Origin of the sequence: Granulicella sp. S156, assembly GCF_009766105.1 — a bacterium.
In the GTDB taxonomy this organism is placed as follows: Bacteria; Acidobacteriota; Terriglobia; order Terriglobales; family Acidobacteriaceae; genus Granulicella.
This window is the reverse complement of record NZ_LMUH01000022.1, coordinates 273,402-294,074: the sequence shown is the minus strand read 5'-3', so window position 1 is coordinate 294,074 and position 20,673 is coordinate 273,402. Positions and strand designations below refer to the sequence as shown.

The window sequence follows — 20,673 nt, the reverse complement described above, 5'->3', positions numbered from 1 at the left end:
ACAATGACGGCTAAAAGGAGGAACGGAATCAGGAGGGGAAAATGATGGTGATGCATTAGAGCTCCTTCCGTGCGAGCACGACTGCGCCGAGGATCGCTACGAGGATCAGGATCGAGGTCACCTCAAAGGGCAGCAGCAGGGAAGTAAACAGGGTGTGCGAGATCTCGGAGATATTGGAGACCGCGCTCGTGAGATAACCGCCGAGCTGCGTCATTCCCAACTGCTTCTTCTCGGAGAGAAACACGAAGCTCAGCAGGCAGAAGATGGCGGCAGCGCCGGGGATTCCGGCGATGTAGGCAATTCTCGAGCCGTGGGTTCGCTCTTCTTCGCCCGCATTCAGCAGCATGATGACGAAGACGAACAGCACCATGATCGCGCCGGAGTAGACGATGACCTGGGCGGCGGCGAGGAACTCCGCGCCCAGCGACCAGTAGAGGACCGCCAGGGACATCATGACGACGATCAGCGAGAGCGCCGAGTTGATCGGGTGGCGCTGGAACAGGAGATTGAGCGCTCCAGCCACGGCCAACAGTCCGAAGATGATGAAGAGTGCGATTTGCATCGGCTAGTGACTTCCGGTCTTGATGTATTTCTTGATTGTCGGTTCGTACCGATTGTAAATGCGTTAGGTTGACGATCAGCCGTGATAGGCCAGGGCCAGGGCAGTTGCGAGAATGTTGAGCATGGCGACCGGCATCAGGAACTTCCAGCCGAATCCCATCAGTTGGTCGTAGCGGAAGCGCGGCAGTGTAGCGCGCACCCAGATATAGAGCAGAAGGAAGAAGAGAATCTTGCTGACGAACCAGAAGATCGGCAGGACGGCATGGATGAAGCCGCTTGCGAAGATGCCGTCGAACAGGTGGCCGAAGGGTGTGCCGGCACCGCCGAAGAAGAGCAGCGTGGCGACGCAGGCGACGGTGATCATGTTGGCGTACTCAGCCATGAAGAACATGGCGAACTTCATGGAGGAGTACTCCGTGTGATAGCCGGCGACGAGCTCGGATTCAGCCTCGGGAAGATCGAAGGGGGCGCGGTTGGTTTCGGCGTAGGCGGCCATCAGATAGATGAAGAAGCCGATGATCTGGAAGCCGCCGAAGACGTTCCATGAGCGCAAGCCGTGAGCCGACTGCGAGTTGACGATGTCGCGCAGCGAGAGCGAACCTGCGCGCAGGACGACGCCCACCAGAGAAAGGCCGAGTGCGAGCTCATAGCTTACGAGCTGGGCGCTGGCGCGGAGGCTGCCGAAGAGCGAGTACTTGTTGTTCGACGACCAGCCCGAGAGCGCGATGCCATACACGCCGATGCTCGTGATGCCGAGGATGATCAGCAGCCCGATGTTGAGATCGGCGATCTGGAAAATGTCGACGCCACCGACGAGGGTCTTTGCACCGAACGGCACGACCGAGATCGAGATCAGCGCGCAGGAGAGCGCGATGATCGGGGCGAGCACGAAGAGCGGGCGCTCGACAGCGAGCGGCATCATGTCTTCCTTGAGGAAGAGCTTGATGCCATCGGCCAGCGGCTGCAGCAGACCGAACGGGCCCACGCGCGAGGGCCCCCAGCGGTTCTGCATGCGGCCGAGAACTTTGCGCTCCAGCAGCACGGTGTAGGCCACCGCGGTGAGCGTGATGACCAGCACCACCACGATCTTGACGATGGTGAGGAGCAGGAAGGTCGTGAATGATGGAGTGAGATGGCTCATCGTAAGGGTTCAGGGTCCAGGTCTTAGGGCTTAGGCCCAGAGTTCTACGGTGGTTCGGGTTTTCGTTTCAGCTAAGAGCTATGAGTATTTGAGCAACGGGTTAATCGGCAGCCAGATGATCGGCGACTTCGGTTTCCTGGTGGCGCTGCACATCCTGCAGCATGGGGGAATAGCGTGTGAGTGAGCCCGAGGTAAATAGCGTGTCCGACGAGGGCAGCACGAGATCCTTACGGTTTTCGATCTGCACGAGACCGGTGGAAGCAGGAGCGATGTGCTGATCGTTGCCGCTGAGAAGCTGCAGGCGGAGGAGTTTGTCGTAGCCAGGAACGACGCGTTGAATCTCGTCGAGGATGGCGAAGGGATCGAAGGGCGAAAGCTTCGGCTCCATGTTGTTGGCCATCAACCACACGGCATGGCGGTCAGCTTCGCCGCTCTGTGCGCCGCGGCTCTGGCCCATGTCGGCGCGGAGGCCTTTGCCGAAGGGTACTAGGGTTTTGATGTCGTGGCCCATATGGTCGGCGAGGCGGACGATGAGCTCGAAGTCGGAGCGGGTGCCGGCTTTGTCGGCGGCTTTGCTGACGAGCTGGAGGTCGCCATAGCTGTTGGTGACCGAACCGGCCTTCTCGTAGAGGTTGGCAGCGGGGAAGACGACATCGGCGATCTGTGCGGTCTCGGTGAGGAAGAGGTCCTGCACGATGAAGAAGGTGTCCTTGAGCGCGAAGGGATCGATGCCGAAGCGCTTGATGGGATTCGATCCGACGACGTAGAGGGCAGAGAGGTCGCCACGGGTGGCGGCGTCGAACATGGCGAGCAGGTCGAGGCCGGGAGCCGTGGGGGCGGTGTATTCGTTCGCCAGCGCGGAGCCGGAGAGCGGCTGGTAGCCCGGGAGTGCGTCGGGCAGCAGGCCCATGTCGGAGGCGCCGCGCGAGTTCACGTAGTCGGCCATCAGGGCGAACCTGGCGTTGGGCAGAGCCTTGATCAGGTTGGCGAGTTCGCCGCCGCGGACTTCGTTGCCGATCAGGACGATGAGCTTCTCTTCCGCTTGGATGGCAGTGCGGAAGTTGGAGAGCTGGTCGGCCTGGGCCACGATGGAGGCGCCTTCGGCGGCTGCGTTGTTGCCTGCGAGATAGCTGGCGAGAGATCCATAGCCGAACTGCTGGACCTGGATGAAATCTTTGGCCTGGCGACGGAGTTTGATCTCTTCGTGGTTCGCGATGTAGAGGCGAGCCTTGTTCAGGCGAACGTTCGTGCGCAGGTTCCACGCGGTGAGCGGGGCTTGATTGGTGGGATCGCCGCCGATGACCAGCAGTGCCTGGGCGTTCTCAACGTTGCGTTGCGAGGCGAATCGTCCCGTCGTGCCCTGGAGGGCGTTGGCGAGGGTGACGAAGTCCGCCGTGCGGTGGTGGTCGATGTTGTTGGTACCGAGCACCGTGCGCGCGAATTTTTGAAGGAGGTAGTTCTCTTCGTTGGTGGTGCGGTTGGAGCCGATGACGCCGATCGACTGCGGGCCGCGTGTGTCGCGGAGCTCGCGCAGCTTCTTGCCGGTGAACTTCAGCGCTTCGTCCCAGGAGACGGGCTTGAGCTTGCCGTCGGCCTGGCGAACCAGAGGTGAGGTCAGGCGTTCGATGTTGTTGGTGAAGTCGAAGGCATAGCGGCCCTTGTTGCAGAGGAAGTCGCCGTTCATGCCGGACTTGTCGCGGTTGTCGCCGCGCACGATCTCGCTGCCGTCGGAGACGGAGCGAACGCCCAGCGTGGTCTTGCAGCCATCGCCGCAGTGGGTGCAGACGGTAGCGACGTGGTTCATCTCCCAGGGACGGGTCTTGTAGCGATAGGTGCCGCTGGTCAGCGCGCCTACGGGGCAGGCATCGATGCACATGCCGCACTGCTCGCAGTCGAGTTGGGCCTGGTCTGCCCCCGCGTTCAGGAGTGAAGCGAGTTGCGAGGGCACGTTCGGCGCGATGACCGACGAGCTGCCGCGGTTCTGGATGCCGAGTGCGAAGACGTCCATGCCTTCGCCGCACATACGCACGCAGCGATAGCAGAGGATGCAGCGCGGGCGGTCGAAGTAGACCACGGGCGACCACTTCTGCTCCTCGCGATGATTCTTGGGCTCGGTATAGAAAGAGTCTGCCGCGCCGTACTTGAAGGTCATGTCCTGCAGCTCGCACTCGCCACCGGCATCGCAGACGGGGCAGTCGAGCGGGTGGTTGCCGAGCAGGAGTTGCAGGGTCGCTTTACGAGCCTGGGCAATCTCGGGCGACTCCGTGGTGACGTTCATGCCCTCGGCGACCGTGGTGGTGCAGGCGGTGGCGAGCTTGGGGGCTTTCTCGATGCGCACCACGCACATGCGGCAGGCAGCCTGCAGCGAGAGGCCGGGGTAGTAACAGAAGGCGGGAATCTCAATGCCGGCGGACTTGCAGGCATCAATGAGGAGCGTGCCCGCGGGTGCGGTGAGTTTCTGGCCGTCTACGATGAAGTTTACGTCTGGCATAGGCTTCTCTAAATCCTACCGGGAACTGGTGTGTGCGGCGCAAAGCGCGTGGTGTGGAGGGGGACGATGGACATCGATTCGACCTTAGCTCCGTCCACTCTTTGCCTGTTTTGCCGGTTGTGCTGGGGTTGCAGCATTTCGGGTCTGTGCGACTGCCGCATCCGCTACCGAGCGAATGCGTGTTGGGTCGTCGTAGCTGTTGTTGCCTGTACCGCATACGACCTGTTGCTTATCTTTGCTGACGACAATGATGGTTGGCGTAAATCCCACGTTGATGCGGCGACCCAATTCATAGTCGCTGCGAACGGCGTTGGCGAGCGATCCGTCCGGGTCCATCACGAAAGGCATTCGCTGGTTGTGGCGCTGTAGCCAGTTCTCTGTAAACCGCTGCAGGTCGTCTTTGTTGGCAATGGAGTTCTGTGCTGTAAAGACATCGCTGCGGTATTCATCGGCCAGCTTCGGGCTGATTTTGTTTTGGATATAGCGGGCGCAAACCGCACCCTGTTGTGTCCAGATGTGCGATTCGAAGGGGAAATCGAAACGCAGGATCGGCACATGCGCCGCAGCCGCAGCTTGAAGCTCAATTGGATGCGCGTGCGCACAGGCTGGGCAGCCGAGGTCTTCGAAGACAACGATGGCTACCTTGCTTCCAGCGGGAGGCTTCAGAAGGGATAGATTGTGCAGGCCGTTGCTCGGCGGAGCTCCATCGAACTGTGCCTGTGCGGCCAGCGGCATAAGAGAGGTCGCCAGAACAAAAGCGCCGATTTTAAGTAAATTGAACAGCTTCATCGACTTCCTTCTCCTTACCGTGGGCTACCGAAACCAAAGAGTATCGGGGGTTGTTCTTAGTGTGCGCCTGCAAGTTCCGGTTCGCCGACCGGTTGAATCTGAATGAGTGGGTGCTCGACGCGAGCACCCGCCAGATACTCCTCGAACTCGGAGCGGAATTTCTTGATGAAGCCAAGCGTGGGCATCGCAGCTGCGTCGCCGAGTGGGCAGAAGGTGCGGCCCATCATGTTCTCGGCGAGGTACTGGATGTTGTCGATGTCTTTCTTGTTGCCGCCGCCCGCGTGGAAGCGTGTCAGCGTCTTCTTGAGCCAGTCCGTACCCTCGCGGCAGGGGATGCACCAGCCGCAGGACTCATGCTGATAGAAGCGGATGGTGCGCAGTGCGAACTCGACGATGGAGACGGTCTCGTCGAGGACGACGATGCCGCCCGATCCGAGCATGGTGCCGGCCTTGCCCATCTGGTCGAAGTCGAGGCCTACATCGATCTCGTCGGCCTTGAGTACCGGGCAGGACGAGCCGCCGGGGACCACGGCCTTCAACTGCTTGCCGTCCTTGATGCCGCCGGCTACTTCATAGATCGCCTTGCGCAGGGAGTAGCCCATGGGGAGCTCGTAGACGCCGGGGCGTTCTACGTGGCCGGAGATGCCGAACAGCCGTGTGCCGCCGTTGCGTTCGCTGCCCAACTTGGCGTAAGCCTCGCCGCCCATCAGCAGGATGTGTGGGGCGTTGGCGATGGTCTCGGCGTTGTTGATGACCGTGGGGCCGCCGTAGAGGCCGACGACCGCAGGGAAGGGAGGCTTGATGCGCGGTACACCGCGCTTGCCCTCAAGGGACTCCATCAGAGCTGATTCTTCACCGACCTCGTACGCGCCTGCACCGGTCTGGGTGATGATGTCGAAGTCCACACCCTCTTTGCCGAAGATGTTCTTGCCGAGGATGCCCTTGGCGTACGCATCGGCGACGGCCTTTTCGACGATCTTCAGCAGGTAGCGGTACTCGCCGCGCAGATAGATGAAGCCCATCTTTGCGCCGATCGCGAGGCCCGCGATCATGGTGCCTTCGATGACGGCATGCGGGTCGTGCAGGAAGATGACGTGGTCTTTGCAGGTGCCGGGCTCGGACTCGTCGCCGTTCACGAGCACGTACTTGGGTTTTTCGGAGACCTTGGGCACGAACGACCACTTCATGCCGGTGGGGAAGCCCGCGCCGCCGCGACCGCGAAGTCCGCTGGCTTTCATCTCATTGACGATCCACTCCGGACCCTGTTCGATCGCCTTCTGGACGGCCTTGTAGCCGTCGAGCTCAATGTATTTGTCGATAGCTTCTGCGCCCAGGCCGAAGCGGCGGGAGACGACTTTGACTTCATCGGGATGGGAGACGAGAGTAGGCATCTACTTCACATCCTTTCCGCGTCCTGCGGCGTAGTCGGCAAGCACTGCGTCCATTTTGGCGGGGGTAAGGTCGTCGTGGAAGTCGTAGTTCACCTGCACGGCGGGAGCCCAGCAACAGGCTCCGATGCACTCGACCTCTTCGAGGGAGAAGAGGCCGTCGGGGGTGACGCCTTTGTGGCCGATGCCGAGGGTCTTCTTGCAGTGGTCCAGCAGCTCGAAGCCGCCGCGCAGCATGCAGGAGATGTTGGTGCAGACCTGCACGTTATACTTGCCCGCGGGCTTGGTGCGCAGCATCGAGTAGTAGCTGAGTACGCCGCGAACGTCGAGCTCGAGCAGGTCGAGGCGCTTGGCTAATTCCGCTACGACTTCATCGCTGACATAGCCGACCTCATCCTGCGCATAGAGCAGCATGGGGATGAGCGCCGAGCGCTTGACGGGATAGATCGAGGCCAGCTTGTCGAAGCGGGCGGCGGTCTCGGGAGAGAAGATCGTGTTGGGGACGACGGCCATTTTGATCCTGTTCCTGAAGAACTGCAAAAGCAAAAACCTTGACGCGGAGTTCGCAGAGGTGAACGCGAAGGGCGCGGAGTAAAGCAAAGACTACTGCGGCGGGTACATCATCTCGCGTGCCAGCCGCTCGGCGGCGAGATCCATCTCTTCTTCAGCGGCGTGGTTGATGCTTACGCTGCCGTTTTCCTGGAGCGCGAAGGGAACGGCCGCTTCGTCGCTGTGCTGCATCTCGTGCTGTGTAAACCGGAGCCATCTGCTGCCAACGCGGAGTGTGATCTCTTCGGCGCTGACTTCGACTACGGCATGCTGCGGTGCGTTGAGTCCGTGGGCGGCTGCGTAACTGCGGAGCAGAGACGCCCAGGAGGTCCAGAGTTCGGTGTGGAGGCGTTCGTTGATTGTGGCCTCCGGGTTCAGTGCAACTACGGTGAAGCAGATCCCCTACGGGGATGACAACAAGAAAAACAAAAGCGGTTAGCGGTCGATCTCTCCGAGCACAATGTCGATAGATCCAATGACAGCGACAACATCGGCAAGCAGCTTGCCTTTGCACATCGTTTCAAGAGCCTGTAGCGTAGCGAATCCGGGGTTGCGCATATGCACGCGGTACGGTTTGGCCGTGCCGTCCGAGACGACGTAGTAGTTCATCATGCCGTGCGGCGCTTCGACCGAGCTGGTGGCCTCACCGGCTGGGACCTGGAAGCCTTCCGTCACGATCTTGAAGTGATGGATGAGCGACTCCATCTGGGTCTTCATCTGCTCGCGGTCGGGCAGAACAATCTTCGGCGCGTCGGCGGTGATGCGGCCTTCCGGCAGGCCGTCCAGAGCCTGCAGGCAGATCTTTACGCTCTCGCGAAACTCCTGCATGCGGACGATATAACGCGCCCACACATCACCGACCGTCGAGGTCGGAACGTTGAACTGGAACTTCTCGTAGCCGGAGTAGGGCATGTCGCGGCGGACGTCGAAGTCCACTCCTGACGCGCGCAGAGGCGGTCCGGTAACGCCGAGTGCGATGGCGTCTGCGGCAGAGAGATAGCCCACACCCTTGAGGCGTGCCATCCAGATCGGATTGCTGTTTAGCAGGCCTTCGTACTCTTCGATCTTGGAGGGGAAGTCCTTGAGGAAGGTGCGAATCTGCTTGTAGATGTCGAGTGGCGGCTCCAGCGCCAGGCCGCCGACGCGGATGTAGCTGGTCATCATGCGCTGGCCGCTAACGGCCTCGAAGATACGCAGCAGCTGCTCGCGCTCGCGGAAGCAGTAGAGGAAGACGGTGAGCGCGCCGATATCCATGGCGTGCGTGCCCAGCCAGACCAGGTGCGACTGGATGCGGGTCAACTCGTTGAACAGCACGCGCAGGTATTGGGCGCGTTCGGGGATCTCGAGTTGCAGCAGCTTTTCAACAGCCAGCGCGTAGGCCAGGTTGTTGGTCATGGGACAGAGGTAGTCGATGCGGTCGGTCATCGGCACGACCTGCTGGTAGAACTTGGCCTCGCAGGTCTTCTCGATGCCGGTGTGCAGGTAGCCGATGTCGGGTGCGAGGGAGACGACGGTTTCGCCATCGATCTCGAGGACCAGGCGCAAGACGCCATGGGTGGAGGGGTGTTGCGGGCCCATGTTCAGGACCATCGTGCGGTCGGAGACGGGGTCGCTGCCGTGCGGATGGTGGCCTGAGACGGACTCTTCGACGACATCCTTCACGTCAGGGATGATGAGGTCTTCGGCGTTGCGAAAACCAGCGAGCGTAGCTCCGGTCGTATCGCGTACGGCGGGTTTTTCGAGATCTTCTACAAATGCCATTAGCGGTAACCTTCCACGGGGTAGTCCTTGCGGAGTGGGTGGCCTTCCCAGTTGTCCGGCATCATGATGCGGGTCAGGCGCGGGTGGCCGCCGAAGTGAACGCCGAAGAGGTCGAAGACTTCGCGCTCGTAGAAGTTGGCCGAGGGCCAGACAGAGGTGATGGAGTCGATGCTTTGGCCTTCCGCGATGCGGGCAACCAACCGGATGCGCTGCTTCAGTCCAAAGCTGAGGATAGAGTAGCTGATCTGAAAGCGCGGCTCTGTCGGGTACCAGTCAACAGCGGTGACGTCTTCGAGGAAGTTGTACCCGGCTGCCTGAGCGGCTTTGGCGGCGGCGACGATGGTTTCAGGCGCTACGGTGAGGGTGAGTTCTTTGCGGTCCCACTTGGCGTCGACGATGAGAGTGTCGAGCCCTTTGATCGCGGCGTGGTCGGCGAGGGCGGCAGCGACGGCTTCTTTGCCGAAACAGGCCTCTGGGGTCGCAGGATTAGTGATTTCGTCAGCCATAAGTTCCTAGAGATCCGCCTTATCGTTCGACCAGTTGAGAATGCCCTTCTTCCAGACATAGAAGAGGCCGACGGCTACGAAGCCGATGTACACCAGCATCTCCCAGAAGCCGAAGAGGCGGGAACCGGTAATGCCGGGTAGCCGACGGTAGATCACGGCCCACGGAAGCATGAAGACAGCTTCGACGTCGAAGAGGATGAAGAGCATCGCGACCATGTAGAAGCGGACGGAGAAGCGGCCGCGGGCGTCGCCGACCGGATCCATGCCGCACTCGTAGGCTCCGAGCTTGGTGCGCGAGCGTTTGTGCTTGCCGATAAGGAAGGACGCTCCCACCATGCCGCCGGCCAGACCTACGGCGACGAGAATCTGAAGCACGAGAGGAAGATATTGCCAGATGTATGGGTAGCTCTGCATGGGCATTTTTAAGTGTAGGAGTGAGTTGGTCAAGGGTCAAGCAGCGAACGGGGATAAGGGTTTGCAACGGGGTGAATAGTGGAGATGAGTTGTTATTCGCCTTTCACCAATGTTGCTGCGTGCTTTTCGTTGTCATCCTTTGCCGAGCTACTCTCAGAGCAGCGAGCTATACCAGGCGATAACCGGTCCGCCGAAGAGCGCGGCGATTAACCCTCCGATACTGAGGAAGGTGCCAAGCGGCAGATGGGTTGTGGCGTCGGCCTTGCGACGGGCGAGCAGTATGACGGCATAGACCGAAGTAAGAATCACTCCCAGGAAGAGCGCAAGTATCGCCGGCCAGAAGCCGAGGAAGGCCGCGATCATGGCGAGCAGCTTCACATCGCCGAGGCCCAGGCCTTCGCGATGGCGAACGGCTTTGTAGATCGCGCGAATCGCGAGCAGAAGCAGCGCGGCTCCCACGATAGCGGCGAGGCGGCCGAAGACCAGGTGTTCCGGGCCGGTGAGGAAGACATTTCCTTTGGCGGCGAAGGAGCCGGGGCTCGATATGCGCAGGTCGTGCCTTGGAGTGAGCTTGATGTCATCTTCGCCGGGCGCGAGGAAGATCGCCTGCACGCAGACCAGGAAGAAGCCGATGGCTGTACCGGTGAGGGTGAAGGCGTCGGGGAGCGTGTGGGTCTGCCAGTCCATGACGATCAGGCCGATCAGCAGGAAGCCGAGAATGGCGAAGGCGGCTATGCCGATGAAATCGTTGGTCGTCGGGCCGGGCAGTCCATGTACGTTGTCCATCTCCAGCGTAAATACCAGCGAAAGAATCTCCAGGAACCACAATCCCATCGCCAGTTCAACCAACGGATATTGCCATGAGATAGGCGTCTTGCAATGGCGGCAACGAGCGCGCAGGAGAACCCAGCTTAGTAGCGGGATGTTGTCATACCAGCGGATCGTCTGTTTGCATTTGGGGCAGTGAGAGCGCGGCTTGATGATGCTGCGATGGTCGGGCAGACGCGAGATGCAGACGTTCAAAAAGCTGCCGAAGAGCAGACCCAGGACGAAGACAGGAAGCTCGAAGGCTAGTGGCGACAGCATGAATTCGAGTATAGGACGGTAGGTGTTGATGGCCTATCTATTGCTTGTGCTTGGGGTAGAACAAGCAATGGCAAAATCTTTAACGCAGCGGGCGCGGAGGTTTTGACGCAAAGCGCGACACAAACATTTGTAACCCGCTTTGCATCCGAGGAGGTTTCGCAGAGGTTGCGATGGCATCCGTGGCGGACTCCGCAAAACCTCTGCGCCCGCTGCGTTAAAGATTTTCCTGTCCCCCACCACTTCCTCCGACTTGCTTGCAATCGCGAAGACTGTTATTTTCTTTTCAACACGGGAAAGGAGGATGGTCCAAACCTATGAAAATTGATTGTTCCAGTTGCAGTACCCAACGTGAGGTGACTGAGGCTTAGAGCATTCGTTGCTCTAGTCCTGGCGGCTTTTCGTAGCACTGACAAGTCTTCGCCGAGGCCCATCCGAGAACGGATGCCTCAGGTCAATCCCAACAGATCACCGCAAAACGGTCCGTTCCCTCGCTGGGGCGGGCCGTTTGTGTTTGTGGAGCAGGAAACAGGTAGAGCAAGAGCGGTAGGATTGAAGTATGGATGAGTTGGTAATTGCGGGGCGATCGTTTTCGTCGCGGTTGATTGTGGGTACGGGGAAGTACAAGGATGGCGCAGAGACCAAGGCTTCGATTGAGGCCTCGGGTGCGGAGCTGGTGACGGTTGCGGTGCGCAGGGTGAACCTCGACCGGACCAAAGAGAGTTTGCTGGACTTTATCGATCCGAAGAAATATTTTCTGCTGCCCAACACTGCGGGCTGTTACACCGCCGAGGAGGCCATCCGCGCTGCACGGCTGGCTCGCGAGGTGGGTCTGTCGGACTGGGTCAAGATTGAAGTGATCGGCGATCAGGCTACGCTGTACCCCGACGTCCAGGCGACAGTGGAAGCTACGCGCGTTCTGGTGAAAGAGGGCTTCACCGTGCTGCCCTACACCACCGACGACATTGTGTTCGCCAAACGGCTGATCGATGTCGGCGCCGCAGCGGTGATGCCGCTGGGAGCGCCTATCGGTACGGGGTTGGGTATCGCGAACACTTACACGCTGCGCATGATGCGCGAGCTGATTACCGAGGTCCCGCTGGTGGTGGACGCCGGGTTGGGTACGGCCAGCGATGCTGCGCTGGCCATGGAGATGGGCTTCGACGCCGTGCTGCTGAATACGGCGATGGCCGCGTCCAGGGACCCGGTGCTGATGTCGTCTGCGATGAAGAAGGGCGTGGAAGCCGGACGCGAGGCGTTTCTCGCGGGCCGCATGGGGAAGAAGCTGTATGCTACGGCCAGCTCTCCGCTGGAAGGGATCTCTCGCTGATGAATCGCCCTTAACTCGATATCATCAAACTTCTGTAGATCGTGAAGCGACCGGTCTGTCCAGAGGTTTGCTATGGCCCACAAGACTCGCGAACAACTCATTGAGGTTGGCCTCCAGCGGATTCACGCCGCGGGGTATGGGGCTACGGGCGTGAACGAGATTCTCCAACTGGCCGATATCCCAAAGGGTTCGTTCTACCATCACTTTCCGAGCAAGGAAGCCTTCGCCGAGGCAGTGCTGGAACGCTATGGCGCGGGGGAGAAAGCTCGTTGGGAGAGGCTGCTAGGCGATAAGAGCATCGCTCCTCTTAAGCGACTTCGCCTTTACTTTGAGGATCTGATGGCTACCTATGGGAGGACCGGGCCGATCAGCGGTTGTCTTCTTGGCAACATGGCCCTGGAGGTCGCCGACCATAGCGATAAACTCCAGCCAGTGCTGCAGGGGACCTTCAGCGCGTGGAATGAGGCCATTGCCGAGGTGCTTCGCGAAGCTGTCGCGAAGGGGGAACTGGATCATTCGGCGAAACCGAAGGAGCTGGCAGCGTTTCTCCTGAATAACTGGGAAGGTGCTCTGATCCGCTCGAAGGTGGAGAGAAGCGATCAGCCCCTGGAGCTCTTCCTGCACTTCACCTTCAAGGCTCTGCTCAAGAAGTAATCACAGGTTTTTGTGAGGTGTGGAAAAGATTCTGAATCACTAGACAGACTGGTCTACTCATATCCATGAACGCACTCAATGGTTCCCATTTCAGCTCCACCGAGGTTTTCCATGACGACGCAAATCAACAAAGGCACTGCCCTTATCACGGGCGCATCCACCGGTATCGGCGCAGTCTATGCCGATCGTCTCGCTCAGCGCGGCTATGACTTGATTCTTGTGGCCCGCGACCAGTCTCGCCTCTCCACCCTGGCGGCATCGCTGACCGCAAAGACCGGCCGCAAGGTCGATATCCTCCCCGCCGATCTCACGGTCAAGGCCGACCGGCTGAAGGTGGAGCAGCGTCTTGCCTCCGATAAGGCCATCACAGCGTTGGTGAACAACGCCGGCTTCGGTGCGACCTCCAAGTTGATCGACTCCAAGGTTGATGACCTGGAGAACATGATCGACCTGAATGTAACGGCGCTCACCCGCCTGACCTCCGCCGTCCTGCCGGGCCTGATTGCGCGCGGAACAGGCACCATCATCAACATTTCTTCGATCGTCGCGCTGGCGCCGGAGCTGCTCAACGGCACCTACAGCGGCACCAAGGCTTATGTGGTGAACTTCACGCAGTCCCTGCACAACGAGGTGAAGGACAAGGGGATTCAGGTACAGGCCGTCTTGCCGGGTGCTACCAGCACTGAGTTCTGGGACCGCGCGGGTCTTGCCGTGCATCACCTGCCGGGAGGGACCGTCATGACTGCCGAGGACATGGTTGACGCCTCGCTCGCGGGCTTCGATCAGCACGAACTCATCACGATCCCGGCGTTGGAGAATGTCGCTGAGTGGCAGCGGTACGACGAGGCTCGCAAGGCGCTCGGGCCCGGCCTCTCGCGCCAAGATGCCGCGGCACGGTATGGGTTGCAGCGCTGAACGGGGGCTTTGTTGTTTTATGCATTCCCGCAGAATGACGGTTTATGGGGGGGCATAGAGATAAAGTTAGTGCCTGTGCCATGACTTAGATGTTAGCCACAGTACAAAGGGCCGAAGTCCGACTCAATCGGTAGCTGCACGGATGAGTCGGGCCTTCGCCCCTCTGAGTCTTTCAAGACGACGAAATCAAACTAGTCCAGCGTATACATCGCCAGGCCGCTGAGCAGCTTCGGATAGAAGTCTGTCGACTTCTGCGGCATCACTTCCAGGTTCAGCGAGATGTCCTTCATCTGTTCCAGCGTGACGGGTTTGATCAGGAAAGCAACGTCAGCGTTGCCGCTGCCTACTTGGGCAAGCGCCTCGGAGGCTTCACGCAGGTAGCGCACGTTGGAGCCTGCGCGCACGGTCTCTTCGTTCAGGCCGAGAAGTTTTTCCAGCACAACCTTGTGAAGCTGAGTCACGTCGAGCTGCTGCTGGCGTGGTGACAGGCTGGCGAGCAGGGGGGCGATGGCTTCGGGTTTGGGCTTGAGGAGAAAATCTCCGTCGCGGGTCGCCGCGATGAAGGCCACACCAGGGGTGTCGTTCAGGCGCTTCAGCAGCGCGGCATCGCCGGGGAAGTGCCCTTCGGGAGTGCTGGGAATCTCTTCGATCTCGAAGAAGGGCTCGGCCTTTCTGGCGAATTCGCGGCCATGAAAGCCGATGAGGCCGAAGGCGACACGGTGCGTGGGCAGGATGGTGATGCCGGGCGCGTCCATGTTGACGAAGGTCATCATCATCGCCTGTTCGGGAAAGGCAGGCTGCGGCAGGCCGCTGGCAGTCTTAGTGGGCGCGGCCTTTTCGTCGACGCCCAACTCCGCGGCGCGTTCATGCATGTAGCCGGTGGAGGTCTCGTAGCGGTGGTGCCCGTCGGCGATGATGAGCTTCTTGTCTTCCATCGCCGTCAGAACGCGCTGAATGAGCGCGGGGTCGGTGAGCTTCCAGACACGGTGCAGGACCCCGTACTCGTCGGTGATCTCCAGCTCAGGCGCAGCGCCGGACTCGAAGATCGCCTTCTCTGCGGTGAACGTGGGATCGGAGTAGAGCATATAGATCTGCTCGCAGTACGCACGCGTCGCCTTGAAGAGTGCGAGTCTGTCGGACTTGTGCTTGGGGAAGGTCTGCTCGTGACGGTAGACGACCTGGTCGGCGTAGTCGGAGAGCTGAGCGAGGGCGATGAAGCCGCGGCGCTCGCGCACCTCTTCGGTGCCGGGAACCTTGTAGGTCTGGGAGTAGCCGTAGAGTGCGGGCTCGGCCTCTTCCTTCAGGATTCCTTCGGTGCGCCAGTCGTTGAGGGTAGCGGCGGCGCGGGTATAGACGTTCTCTGTCTCGGTATCGCGGGGCTTCTGCTTGCCGAGGATCACGCGGATCAGGTTGTAGGGGCTGACCTCGTAGTAGCGTTCCTGCATGGCCGGGGAGATCTTGTCATAGGGCTGGGTTACGACGTCGGTCATATTGACGCGGGTTGGATCGAAGCGGAGTGCGCGGAAGGGGTACAGACGTGCCATGTCTTCATTGTACGGAGTGAAGAGGCAACGGCAAAAAAGCTCTGACGCAACGGGCGCGGCGTAACGTCAGTTCGCCGATGGCCGCTCGGCGTGCTCAATCACAAGAACATCCGCGGGCCCTCGCGTCCCCTCGACCTTCAGTCCTAGCTGCTCCTGAATTGCCGTAAAGAGTCCCGGCGGCGCCTTCGGATCGTTGTTCAGCGAACCATCCACCGTCCATTCCAACGCAAAGTCAAACTTACCCTTGAGCGCCGTTTCGTTCACCACTGGCCGGTCCAGGAAGTACCCCAGCAGCTGGGCAAAATCCGCCATCGAGTTGTTCGTAAACTTCCAGGTCTGCTGAGCGCCATTTCCGTTGCCCGTCTGGTCCAGCAGGCTGCCAGGATCTGACTTGCTTACCGCCAGCTTCGGGCCACCTTTCGCAACGGTCATCGCAAAGATCGAAAGGTCCCGCTTGTCGCGATGAAATTTCAGCTTGAACCGATCATTCAGCAGCTTCTGGAGCATCTCCTGCTGCTGTTGTAAGTTCGGCTGGCCTTCGATATCGGGTACGCCCTTGATATCAAAATGGTCCTTGGTGAACCAATCCGGCGCATCCACAATTTGCTTCGGATGAACGGCATAGGCAAACGCGATAAGGCTATTCATCGTCTGGTTCTCAATGAACAGCCGATGTCCCATGGTATGAAACCCCGAGCTGCCATCATCAGGATCAGTGGGCTTGATCGTGGCGACCTCATACGAGGGATGCGCATCCTTTGCCATCGGCGCCACTTCCTGCTCCTGTCCAAACGCTCTGGGCAAAGTGGCAAGGGCTAGCATGGCTCCGGCCAGAAACACAAATCGTCTGCGGTTTAGCTCGACAAGCCCCATCATCACGGCTCTCCTCGTAGTGAAGCGATGCTGCACGGCATATTTTCTGCACTCTACAAGAACCCGGTCACTTAGCGCCACCCAGACTTTTAGAACGAGTTTGTGTCTGGCACGGGTGTCTTTGCTTTTTCTTGCTTGTCCTTCCGAATGAAAAGAGGAACCTGCTTTCTCCCGTTTTTCGCTAGTGCCACCTCAGACGTTGTGCGCCAGCTCCAACCAGGTTGTTCTGGTTCTGGAGTGCACATCTTTTGGGTGGTACGAACAAAAAGCGGGAGAAAGCAGGTTCCTCACTCCGCTCGGAATGACAAGCAAGAAAACAAAGACGACTAGAAAGGCAAAGACAAAAGCAAAAACACCTTTCTAGCCGGCCGCGGGATTACAGAAACAACGGTGCGAGCACCAGCGTGATCGTCGCGAGCAGTTTGATCAGCACATGCAGTGAGGGGCCGGCCGTGTCCTTGAAGGGATCGCCGACGGTATCGCCGACGACGGCGGCTTTGTGGGCGTCGGACTTCTTACCGCCGTACTGGCCGGTCTCGATCCACTTTTTGGCGTTATCCCAGGCGCCGCCACCATTGTTCATCAGCATGGCGAGCAGGATGCCGGAGATCGTACCGACCATCAGCAAGCCTGCGACGGCGGAGGCTCCGGCGAGGTTGACCGGGACGCCATTGATTGAGGGCACCAGATGATTGACCCCACCGGCAAGGCCTTCCGAGCCGCTGCCGTAGCTGGAGCTGAAGTTACGGAAGATGAGGCCGACGGCAACCGGCAGACCTACCGCCAGAATGCCGGGGAGCACCATCTCCTTCAGGGCTGCTCCGGTCACGATGCTGACGCAGCGCGCGTAGTCGGGCTTGGAGGTGCCCTCCATGATGCCGGGGTTCTCGCGGAACTGATCGCGAACATCCTTGACCACCATCTGCGCGGTGCGGCCTACGGCTTTGATCGCGAGTGATGAGAAGAGATACGTCAGCATCGCACCGAGCAGAGCGCCGACGAAGACCGGAATCTCCGCGAGGTTGATGTTGGTGAACGACCAGCCGGGGGGCATGAAGCCTCCGGGAACATTGACCTTCGCGGTGACGATGGTCTTGATCTCTTCGAGATACGCCGAGAAGAGCAGGAAGGCCGCGAGTGAGGCGGAGCCAATGGCATAGCCCTTGGTTAGTGCCTTGGTGGTGTTTCCGGCAGAGTCGAGCTTGTCAGTCTTGTCGCGCACGGAGTCGGGCTGGTTGGACATCTCGATGATGCCGCCGGCGTTGTCGGTGATAGGCCCGAAGGTGTCCATCGCCAGAATGTAGGCCGCGCAGGAGAGCATGCCCATGGTGGCGATAGCCGTGCCGTAGATGCCTTTGGCATAGGCCGCGATACCTGGGATGTGGACGTCAGCCAGACCGCGCACGCCGAAGTAGTAGCTCAGCAAAAGCGCGGCAGAGATGACGATGACCGGAAGTGCAGGCGTCTCCATGCCGACGGCGATGCCGCTGATGATGTTGGTGGCCGGTCCGGTGAGTGAGGCTTCCGCGATGGATTGGACAGGGCGGTACTTGCTCTCGGTGTAGTACTGCGTGATCCACACGAAGAGGAAGGCGGTGACCATGCCGACCACACCGCAGGAGAGCAGCCAGCCGGGATGGACGTTTGTACCGTTGAGCATCTGGTAGACGGCGACGGCGAAGCCGGCGAGCGCGAGGGCCGAGGTTACGTAGAAACCTCGGTTGAGCGCGCTCATCGGGTCTTCGGTGTCGTTGGTCTTGACGATGGCGACTCCGATGATGGAGGCAACGAGATTGATGGCATGGACGATCAGCGGAAAGAGAATGCCTTTGATTCCGAAGACGGGATAGAGCGCCGCTCCGAGGATCATGGCGCCGACGTTCTCGGCGGCGGTGGACTCGAAGATATCCGCGCCGCGGCCGGCGCAGTCGCCGACGTTGTCGCCGACGAGATCGGCGATGACTGCGGGGTTGCGGGGGTCGTCCTCGGGGATGCCGGCTTCTACCTTGCCGACGAGGTCTGCGCCAACGTCGGCTGCCTTTGTGTAGATGCCTCCGCCGAGCTGGGCGAAGAGCGCGACGAGCGAAGCTCCGAAGCCGAAGCCGACGAGCTGGTAGGGAACCTGTTGCGGATGGTCGAGGCCGCCGAAGAAGAAGAAGAGAGAGCCTACGCCGAGCAGCGAGAGCGCAACGACCACCAGGCCGGTAACAGCTCCGCCGCGAAGTGCGGCCTGCAACGCGCCGTTCAGCGAATGGCGCGCGGCTGAAGCGGTGCGGATGTTGGCGCGGATGGAGACGTACATGCCGGTGAAGCCGGCGAGGCCGGAGCAGATGGCGCCGACCAGGAAGGCGATGACGGTCTTGAGCGCGACATCCTGTGTGCGCGGCGACAGGTAGTAGCCGAAGAAGACGACCACCGCGATGACGACGGCGAGAATCCCGATGGTGCGGTACTGGCGCGAGAGGAAGGCTTCCGCGCCCTCTCGAATGGCGTTGGAGATGGCTTGCATCTCGACAGTTCCGGTATCAGCGGAGAGAACAATCTTGGCGAGGACAAAGGCGGCTATAAGCGCAAGCACGCCGACGCCCATGGCGATCCAGAGCCAGATACTGTCACTGCTATTTGCTGGGTTGGGTATGAAGGGTGTTGTTGAATCTTGAAAATTAAAGAACACTGCTGTAAGTGCGCCGAGGTGCATGAAGTGTGTTCCTCCTGGTGATTCCAGTTGAGGTTGAGATAGCGGGTGAACGAACCGCGGGCCAGATTAGACGACGTGAGAAACACCCACCCAAGAGACGGGCGAATTAAAGCACACGCGTGCCGCAGGGTCAATGACGGCGCAGGTTCCTAAAGCAAAAGCCTTGACGCAGAGGGCGCAGAGGAAAAACGCAAAGGACGCAAAGAGGTTCCGTGGCGACCTCTGCGAAACCTCTGCGTTAAGGCTTTTGCTCTGGCTCGATGTGCCGATGCTATTTGTTTGTGGCGGATGAGATGAGGGTATAGGCGTCGAATGCGCCACGTGAGCCCTGATAGGTGTAGTTCTGCCAGATCGCAGCAAACGCAGGATCGCGGAGAAACCACGCCAGCAGGTCGTCGTCGCGGTCTTCGAGCACCTGACAGTGGATATTGGCCTTCTGGCAGCGTTCGACCAGCACCAGTTGCGGATGCCAGCGGTTGAGGTCTTCCACCATAAAACGATGTTGCAGCGCTTCGAGGTTGGCCAGGTGCTCGGGTGGCAGGATGCGGCTCGGAGGCTTGCCGGCTCCCGGAGTTTCATTGCGCAGGATGGCCGGCAGCAGCCAGAGATTATTGGTCCGCTGCGCCCAGGTCAGGTGATAGCGCTCGATGGGCATCATCGCCTCATCCACGGAGGTCGTCAGGGTGGCGACTGGGGTGCCGGGGGGCAGGTCTTTGAAGAACGCGGGATCGGGCGACTCGATGGCGAAGGCTCGGTCCGCTGTGAAGGGGTAGCCGGTGAAGTGGGTGGTGAGCGCAAGGGCCAGAAGGCAGAGTCCGGCAACGGCGGACGTGGCCCACCGGGGCACGGTTCCTTCTTTGTGTTGGGCTTTGCGTTGGGCCAGGTCGAGCATCTGCAGCGCAAGCGCGGCTCCGAAGAGATTGATGGCGGGAATCTGTTGGTAGTACCAGCCTGTGCCTTGAAGAAAATACGCGAGCGACGAGGCTGCACCCGCGATGAGAAGTAGACGAACGAGAGGTGAGCGCGGCTTGGTGATCGTGTAGAGCAGGATGGTTCCGGCGGCGAGCACGCAGAGTTCGATGGCCTCCAGCGCGAGTCCGCCAAGCGAGAGATGCCCGATAGCCCAGTAGGTATCGTGCAGAACCGGCAGTGCGAAGGTGAAGTACAGAGGTGTGAGCCTGTGGACCGCCGCGAGAAACATCCCGCCCAGCAGAGCGATCAACAGAGGTTCGGGGCGGAAGAGCCTGCGCAGCCGATGCGGAAATGTTGTAGCCGAGGGGAGAAACAGCAGCGAGAGTTCGACAGCGATGACCAGCAGTGCATGATGCGGTTTGAGGCAGATGCCTATGGCTGCCATAACGCCCGCCGCGCATCGAAGGGAAGTCAGGCGGTGTTCGCGAGGATCGACAGCAGCGGCTAACACATAGGGCAGCACCAGGAACGCGAGCATCTGGTCGCGCTGCCCGAAATCGCGTGCGGGAACCACGGCGAAGAGCACGATGAAACTAAATAGCAGCGCCCAGCGTTCGTATGTAACGAGCGGACGCCACGCGTGTCTAAGAAACCGGTAACTCAACCAGGCAGAGGCGGCTTCGGTGAGAGACACGAGCAGCTTGGCCGCGAAGGTGGTGGGGAGATGGAGGAGCCGACCGAGAAAAATTGGAAGCGCAGACAACCACAGGATGCCCGGTGGATTGGAGTCGAAGATGATTGGCCCATAGATCTGGGCACCCCCAAGCCAGCGTCGCGCCATCAAAAGAAACCAGAGCTGGTCGTGACCTCCGGCTGGAAGCAGAGCGAGCAGCGCCGCCATGCCGGCGGCAGCGAAGGTGAGGATGGTGAAGATGTGCTTCAATGCCGCGGAGTCAGCTTTGTTTGCCGTCACAGGCCGTGCTCCGTCAGGCGAAGATTTGGGTGGAGGCTACAGCCATGGAGAAGTACAGAGGGCACTAGGGGTATCTTATGCGCGAAGACAG

18 protein-coding genes are annotated in these 20,673 nt (G+C 60.1%); 3 read left to right on the top strand and 15 right to left on the bottom strand.

Translation table 11 applies throughout. From position 1 onward, the window contains the following. Positions 1-55 precede the first annotated feature (55 nt). The 11 genes from GSQ91_RS16895 to GSQ91_RS16845 form a co-directional block, all read right to left on the bottom strand. Positions 56-562 (bottom strand): NADH-quinone oxidoreductase subunit J, encoded by a 507-nt coding sequence (locus GSQ91_RS16895; RefSeq protein WP_158822930.1) that lies wholly within the window; start codon positions 560-562, stop codon positions 56-58. 75 nt (positions 563-637) lie between these two features. Further along, positions 638-1,702: an NADH-quinone oxidoreductase subunit NuoH gene (nuoH, locus tag GSQ91_RS16890; RefSeq protein WP_158822929.1), complete on the bottom strand. Its 1,065-nt coding sequence runs from the start codon at positions 1,700-1,702 to the stop codon at positions 638-640. Between the two features lie 100 nt (positions 1,703-1,802). Beyond that, a complete protein-coding gene (locus GSQ91_RS16885; protein ID WP_158822928.1) occupies positions 1,803-4,193 on the bottom strand; it encodes a molybdopterin-dependent oxidoreductase in 2,391 nt (796 codons plus the stop codon). Positions 4,194-4,277: 84 nt separating this feature from the next. Continuing rightward, positions 4,278-4,982: a thioredoxin domain-containing protein gene (locus GSQ91_RS16880; protein ID WP_158822927.1), complete on the bottom strand. Its 705-nt coding sequence runs from the start codon at positions 4,980-4,982 to the stop codon at positions 4,278-4,280. A 56-nt stretch (positions 4,983-5,038) separates the two neighbouring features. Continuing rightward, positions 5,039-6,373, bottom strand: a complete 1,335-nt coding sequence (nuoF, locus tag GSQ91_RS16875; protein ID WP_158822926.1) for an NADH-quinone oxidoreductase subunit NuoF — start codon at positions 6,371-6,373, stop codon at positions 5,039-5,041. Then, entirely contained in the window at positions 6,374-6,883 is a 510-nt protein-coding gene (nuoE, locus tag GSQ91_RS16870) for an NAD(P)H-dependent oxidoreductase subunit E (protein WP_158822925.1), read from the bottom strand. It abuts the gene before it with no gap. A gap of 90 nt (positions 6,884-6,973) precedes the next feature. After that, positions 6,974-7,111, bottom strand: coding sequence for a hypothetical protein (locus GSQ91_RS25955; protein ID WP_254064650.1), 138 nt, complete (start codon positions 7,109-7,111; stop codon positions 6,974-6,976). Between the two features lie 243 nt (positions 7,112-7,354). Next, positions 7,355-8,680, bottom strand: a complete 1,326-nt coding sequence (gene nuoD, locus GSQ91_RS16860) for an NADH dehydrogenase (quinone) subunit D (protein WP_158822924.1) — start codon at positions 8,678-8,680, stop codon at positions 7,355-7,357. Next, positions 8,680-9,186, bottom strand: a complete 507-nt coding sequence (locus GSQ91_RS16855) for an NADH-quinone oxidoreductase subunit C (RefSeq protein ID WP_158822923.1) — start codon at positions 9,184-9,186, stop codon at positions 8,680-8,682. Before GSQ91_RS16855 ends, nuoD begins: the two co-directional genes overlap by 1 nt. Positions 9,187-9,192: 6 nt before the next feature. Next, the gene (locus GSQ91_RS16850; protein ID WP_158822922.1) at positions 9,193-9,600 is read right to left on the bottom strand and encodes an NADH-quinone oxidoreductase subunit A; all 408 of its coding nucleotides are present in this window, start codon (positions 9,598-9,600) and stop codon (positions 9,193-9,195) included. Positions 9,601-9,753: 153 nt separating this feature from the next. Then, positions 9,754-10,686 carry an A24 family peptidase gene (locus GSQ91_RS16845; protein ID WP_158822921.1) on the bottom strand — a complete coding sequence of 311 codons (933 nt, stop codon included), beginning with the start codon at positions 10,684-10,686 and terminating at the stop codon, positions 9,754-9,756. A gap of 556 nt (positions 10,687-11,242) precedes the next feature. Between GSQ91_RS16845 and GSQ91_RS16840 the strand changes: the two genes are divergently transcribed. The 3 genes from GSQ91_RS16840 to GSQ91_RS16830 all read left to right on the top strand — a co-directional run bounded on the left by GSQ91_RS16840 (position 11,243) and on the right by GSQ91_RS16830 (position 13,582). Then, on the top strand, positions 11,243-12,013 hold the full coding sequence (locus GSQ91_RS16840) for a thiazole synthase (RefSeq protein ID WP_158822920.1): 771 nt from the start codon (positions 11,243-11,245) through the stop codon (positions 12,011-12,013). Positions 12,014-12,085: 72 nt separating this feature from the next. Next, on the top strand, positions 12,086-12,667 hold the full coding sequence (locus GSQ91_RS16835) for a TetR/AcrR family transcriptional regulator (protein WP_158822919.1): 582 nt from the start codon (positions 12,086-12,088) through the stop codon (positions 12,665-12,667). Positions 12,668-12,778: 111 nt separating this feature from the next. After that, a complete protein-coding gene (locus tag GSQ91_RS16830) occupies positions 12,779-13,582 on the top strand; it encodes an SDR family oxidoreductase (RefSeq protein ID WP_158822918.1) in 804 nt (267 codons plus the stop codon). A 191-nt stretch (positions 13,583-13,773) separates the two neighbouring features. On the opposite strand, the gene GSQ91_RS16825 is transcribed toward GSQ91_RS16830, so the two are convergent. From GSQ91_RS16825 to GSQ91_RS16810, 4 genes are all read right to left on the bottom strand, one after another. After that, on the bottom strand, positions 13,774-15,126 hold the full coding sequence (locus GSQ91_RS16825; RefSeq protein ID WP_158822917.1) for a DUF1015 domain-containing protein: 1,353 nt from the start codon (positions 15,124-15,126) through the stop codon (positions 13,774-13,776). A 66-nt stretch (positions 15,127-15,192) separates the two neighbouring features. After that, positions 15,193-16,002, bottom strand: coding sequence for a TIGR03435 family protein (locus GSQ91_RS16820; protein ID WP_158822916.1), 810 nt, complete (start codon positions 16,000-16,002; stop codon positions 15,193-15,195). 373 nt (positions 16,003-16,375) lie between these two features. Continuing rightward, positions 16,376-18,697, bottom strand: coding sequence for a sodium-translocating pyrophosphatase (locus GSQ91_RS16815; RefSeq protein WP_158822915.1), 2,322 nt, complete (start codon positions 18,695-18,697; stop codon positions 16,376-16,378). 271 nt (positions 18,698-18,968) lie between these two features. Then, positions 18,969-20,582 (bottom strand): hypothetical protein, encoded by a 1,614-nt coding sequence (locus GSQ91_RS16810; RefSeq protein WP_158822914.1) that lies wholly within the window; start codon positions 20,580-20,582, stop codon positions 18,969-18,971. Between the last annotated feature and the right edge of the window lie 91 nt (positions 20,583-20,673).

What these genes read in the sequence shown, in the direction of transcription:
- GSQ91_RS16850 (WP_158822922.1), bottom strand. Translation starts at nt 9,600, where the DNA reads ATGCAGAGCTACCCATACATCTGGCAATATCTTCCTCTCGTGCTTCAG.
- GSQ91_RS16840 (WP_158822920.1), top strand. Translation starts at nt 11,243, where the DNA reads ATGGATGAGTTGGTAATTGCGGGGCGATCGTTTTCGTCGCGGTTGATT.
- GSQ91_RS16815 (WP_158822915.1), bottom strand. Translation starts at nt 18,697, where the DNA reads ATGCACCTCGGCGCACTTACAGCAGTGTTCTTTAATTTTCAAGATTCA.
- nuoF (WP_158822926.1), bottom strand. Translation starts at nt 6,373, where the DNA reads ATGCCTACTCTCGTCTCCCATCCCGATGAAGTCAAAGTCGTCTCCCGC.
- GSQ91_RS16820 (WP_158822916.1), bottom strand. Translation starts at nt 16,002, where the DNA reads ATGATGGGGCTTGTCGAGCTAAACCGCAGACGATTTGTGTTTCTGGCC.
- GSQ91_RS16855 (WP_158822923.1), bottom strand. Translation starts at nt 9,186, where the DNA reads ATGGCTGACGAAATCACTAATCCTGCGACCCCAGAGGCCTGTTTCGGC.
- GSQ91_RS16830 (WP_158822918.1), top strand. Translation starts at nt 12,779, where the DNA reads ATGACGACGCAAATCAACAAAGGCACTGCCCTTATCACGGGCGCATCC.
- nuoH (WP_158822929.1), bottom strand. Translation starts at nt 1,702, where the DNA reads ATGAGCCATCTCACTCCATCATTCACGACCTTCCTGCTCCTCACCATC.
- GSQ91_RS16880 (WP_158822927.1), bottom strand. Translation starts at nt 4,982, where the DNA reads ATGAAGCTGTTCAATTTACTTAAAATCGGCGCTTTTGTTCTGGCGACC.
- nuoD (WP_158822924.1), bottom strand. Translation starts at nt 8,680, where the DNA reads ATGGCATTTGTAGAAGATCTCGAAAAACCCGCCGTACGCGATACGACC.
- GSQ91_RS16845 (WP_158822921.1), bottom strand. Translation starts at nt 10,686, where the DNA reads ATGCTGTCGCCACTAGCCTTCGAGCTTCCTGTCTTCGTCCTGGGTCTG.
- nuoE (WP_158822925.1), bottom strand. Translation starts at nt 6,883, where the DNA reads ATGGCCGTCGTCCCCAACACGATCTTCTCTCCCGAGACCGCCGCCCGC.
- GSQ91_RS16825 (WP_158822917.1), bottom strand. Translation starts at nt 15,126, where the DNA reads ATGGCACGTCTGTACCCCTTCCGCGCACTCCGCTTCGATCCAACCCGC.
- GSQ91_RS16895 (WP_158822930.1), bottom strand. Translation starts at nt 562, where the DNA reads ATGCAAATCGCACTCTTCATCATCTTCGGACTGTTGGCCGTGGCTGGA.
- GSQ91_RS16885 (WP_158822928.1), bottom strand. Translation starts at nt 4,193, where the DNA reads ATGCCAGACGTAAACTTCATCGTAGACGGCCAGAAACTCACCGCACCC.
- GSQ91_RS16835 (WP_158822919.1), top strand. Translation starts at nt 12,086, where the DNA reads ATGGCCCACAAGACTCGCGAACAACTCATTGAGGTTGGCCTCCAGCGG.
- GSQ91_RS25955 (WP_254064650.1), bottom strand. Translation starts at nt 7,111, where the DNA reads ATGCAGCACAGCGACGAAGCGGCCGTTCCCTTCGCGCTCCAGGAAAAC.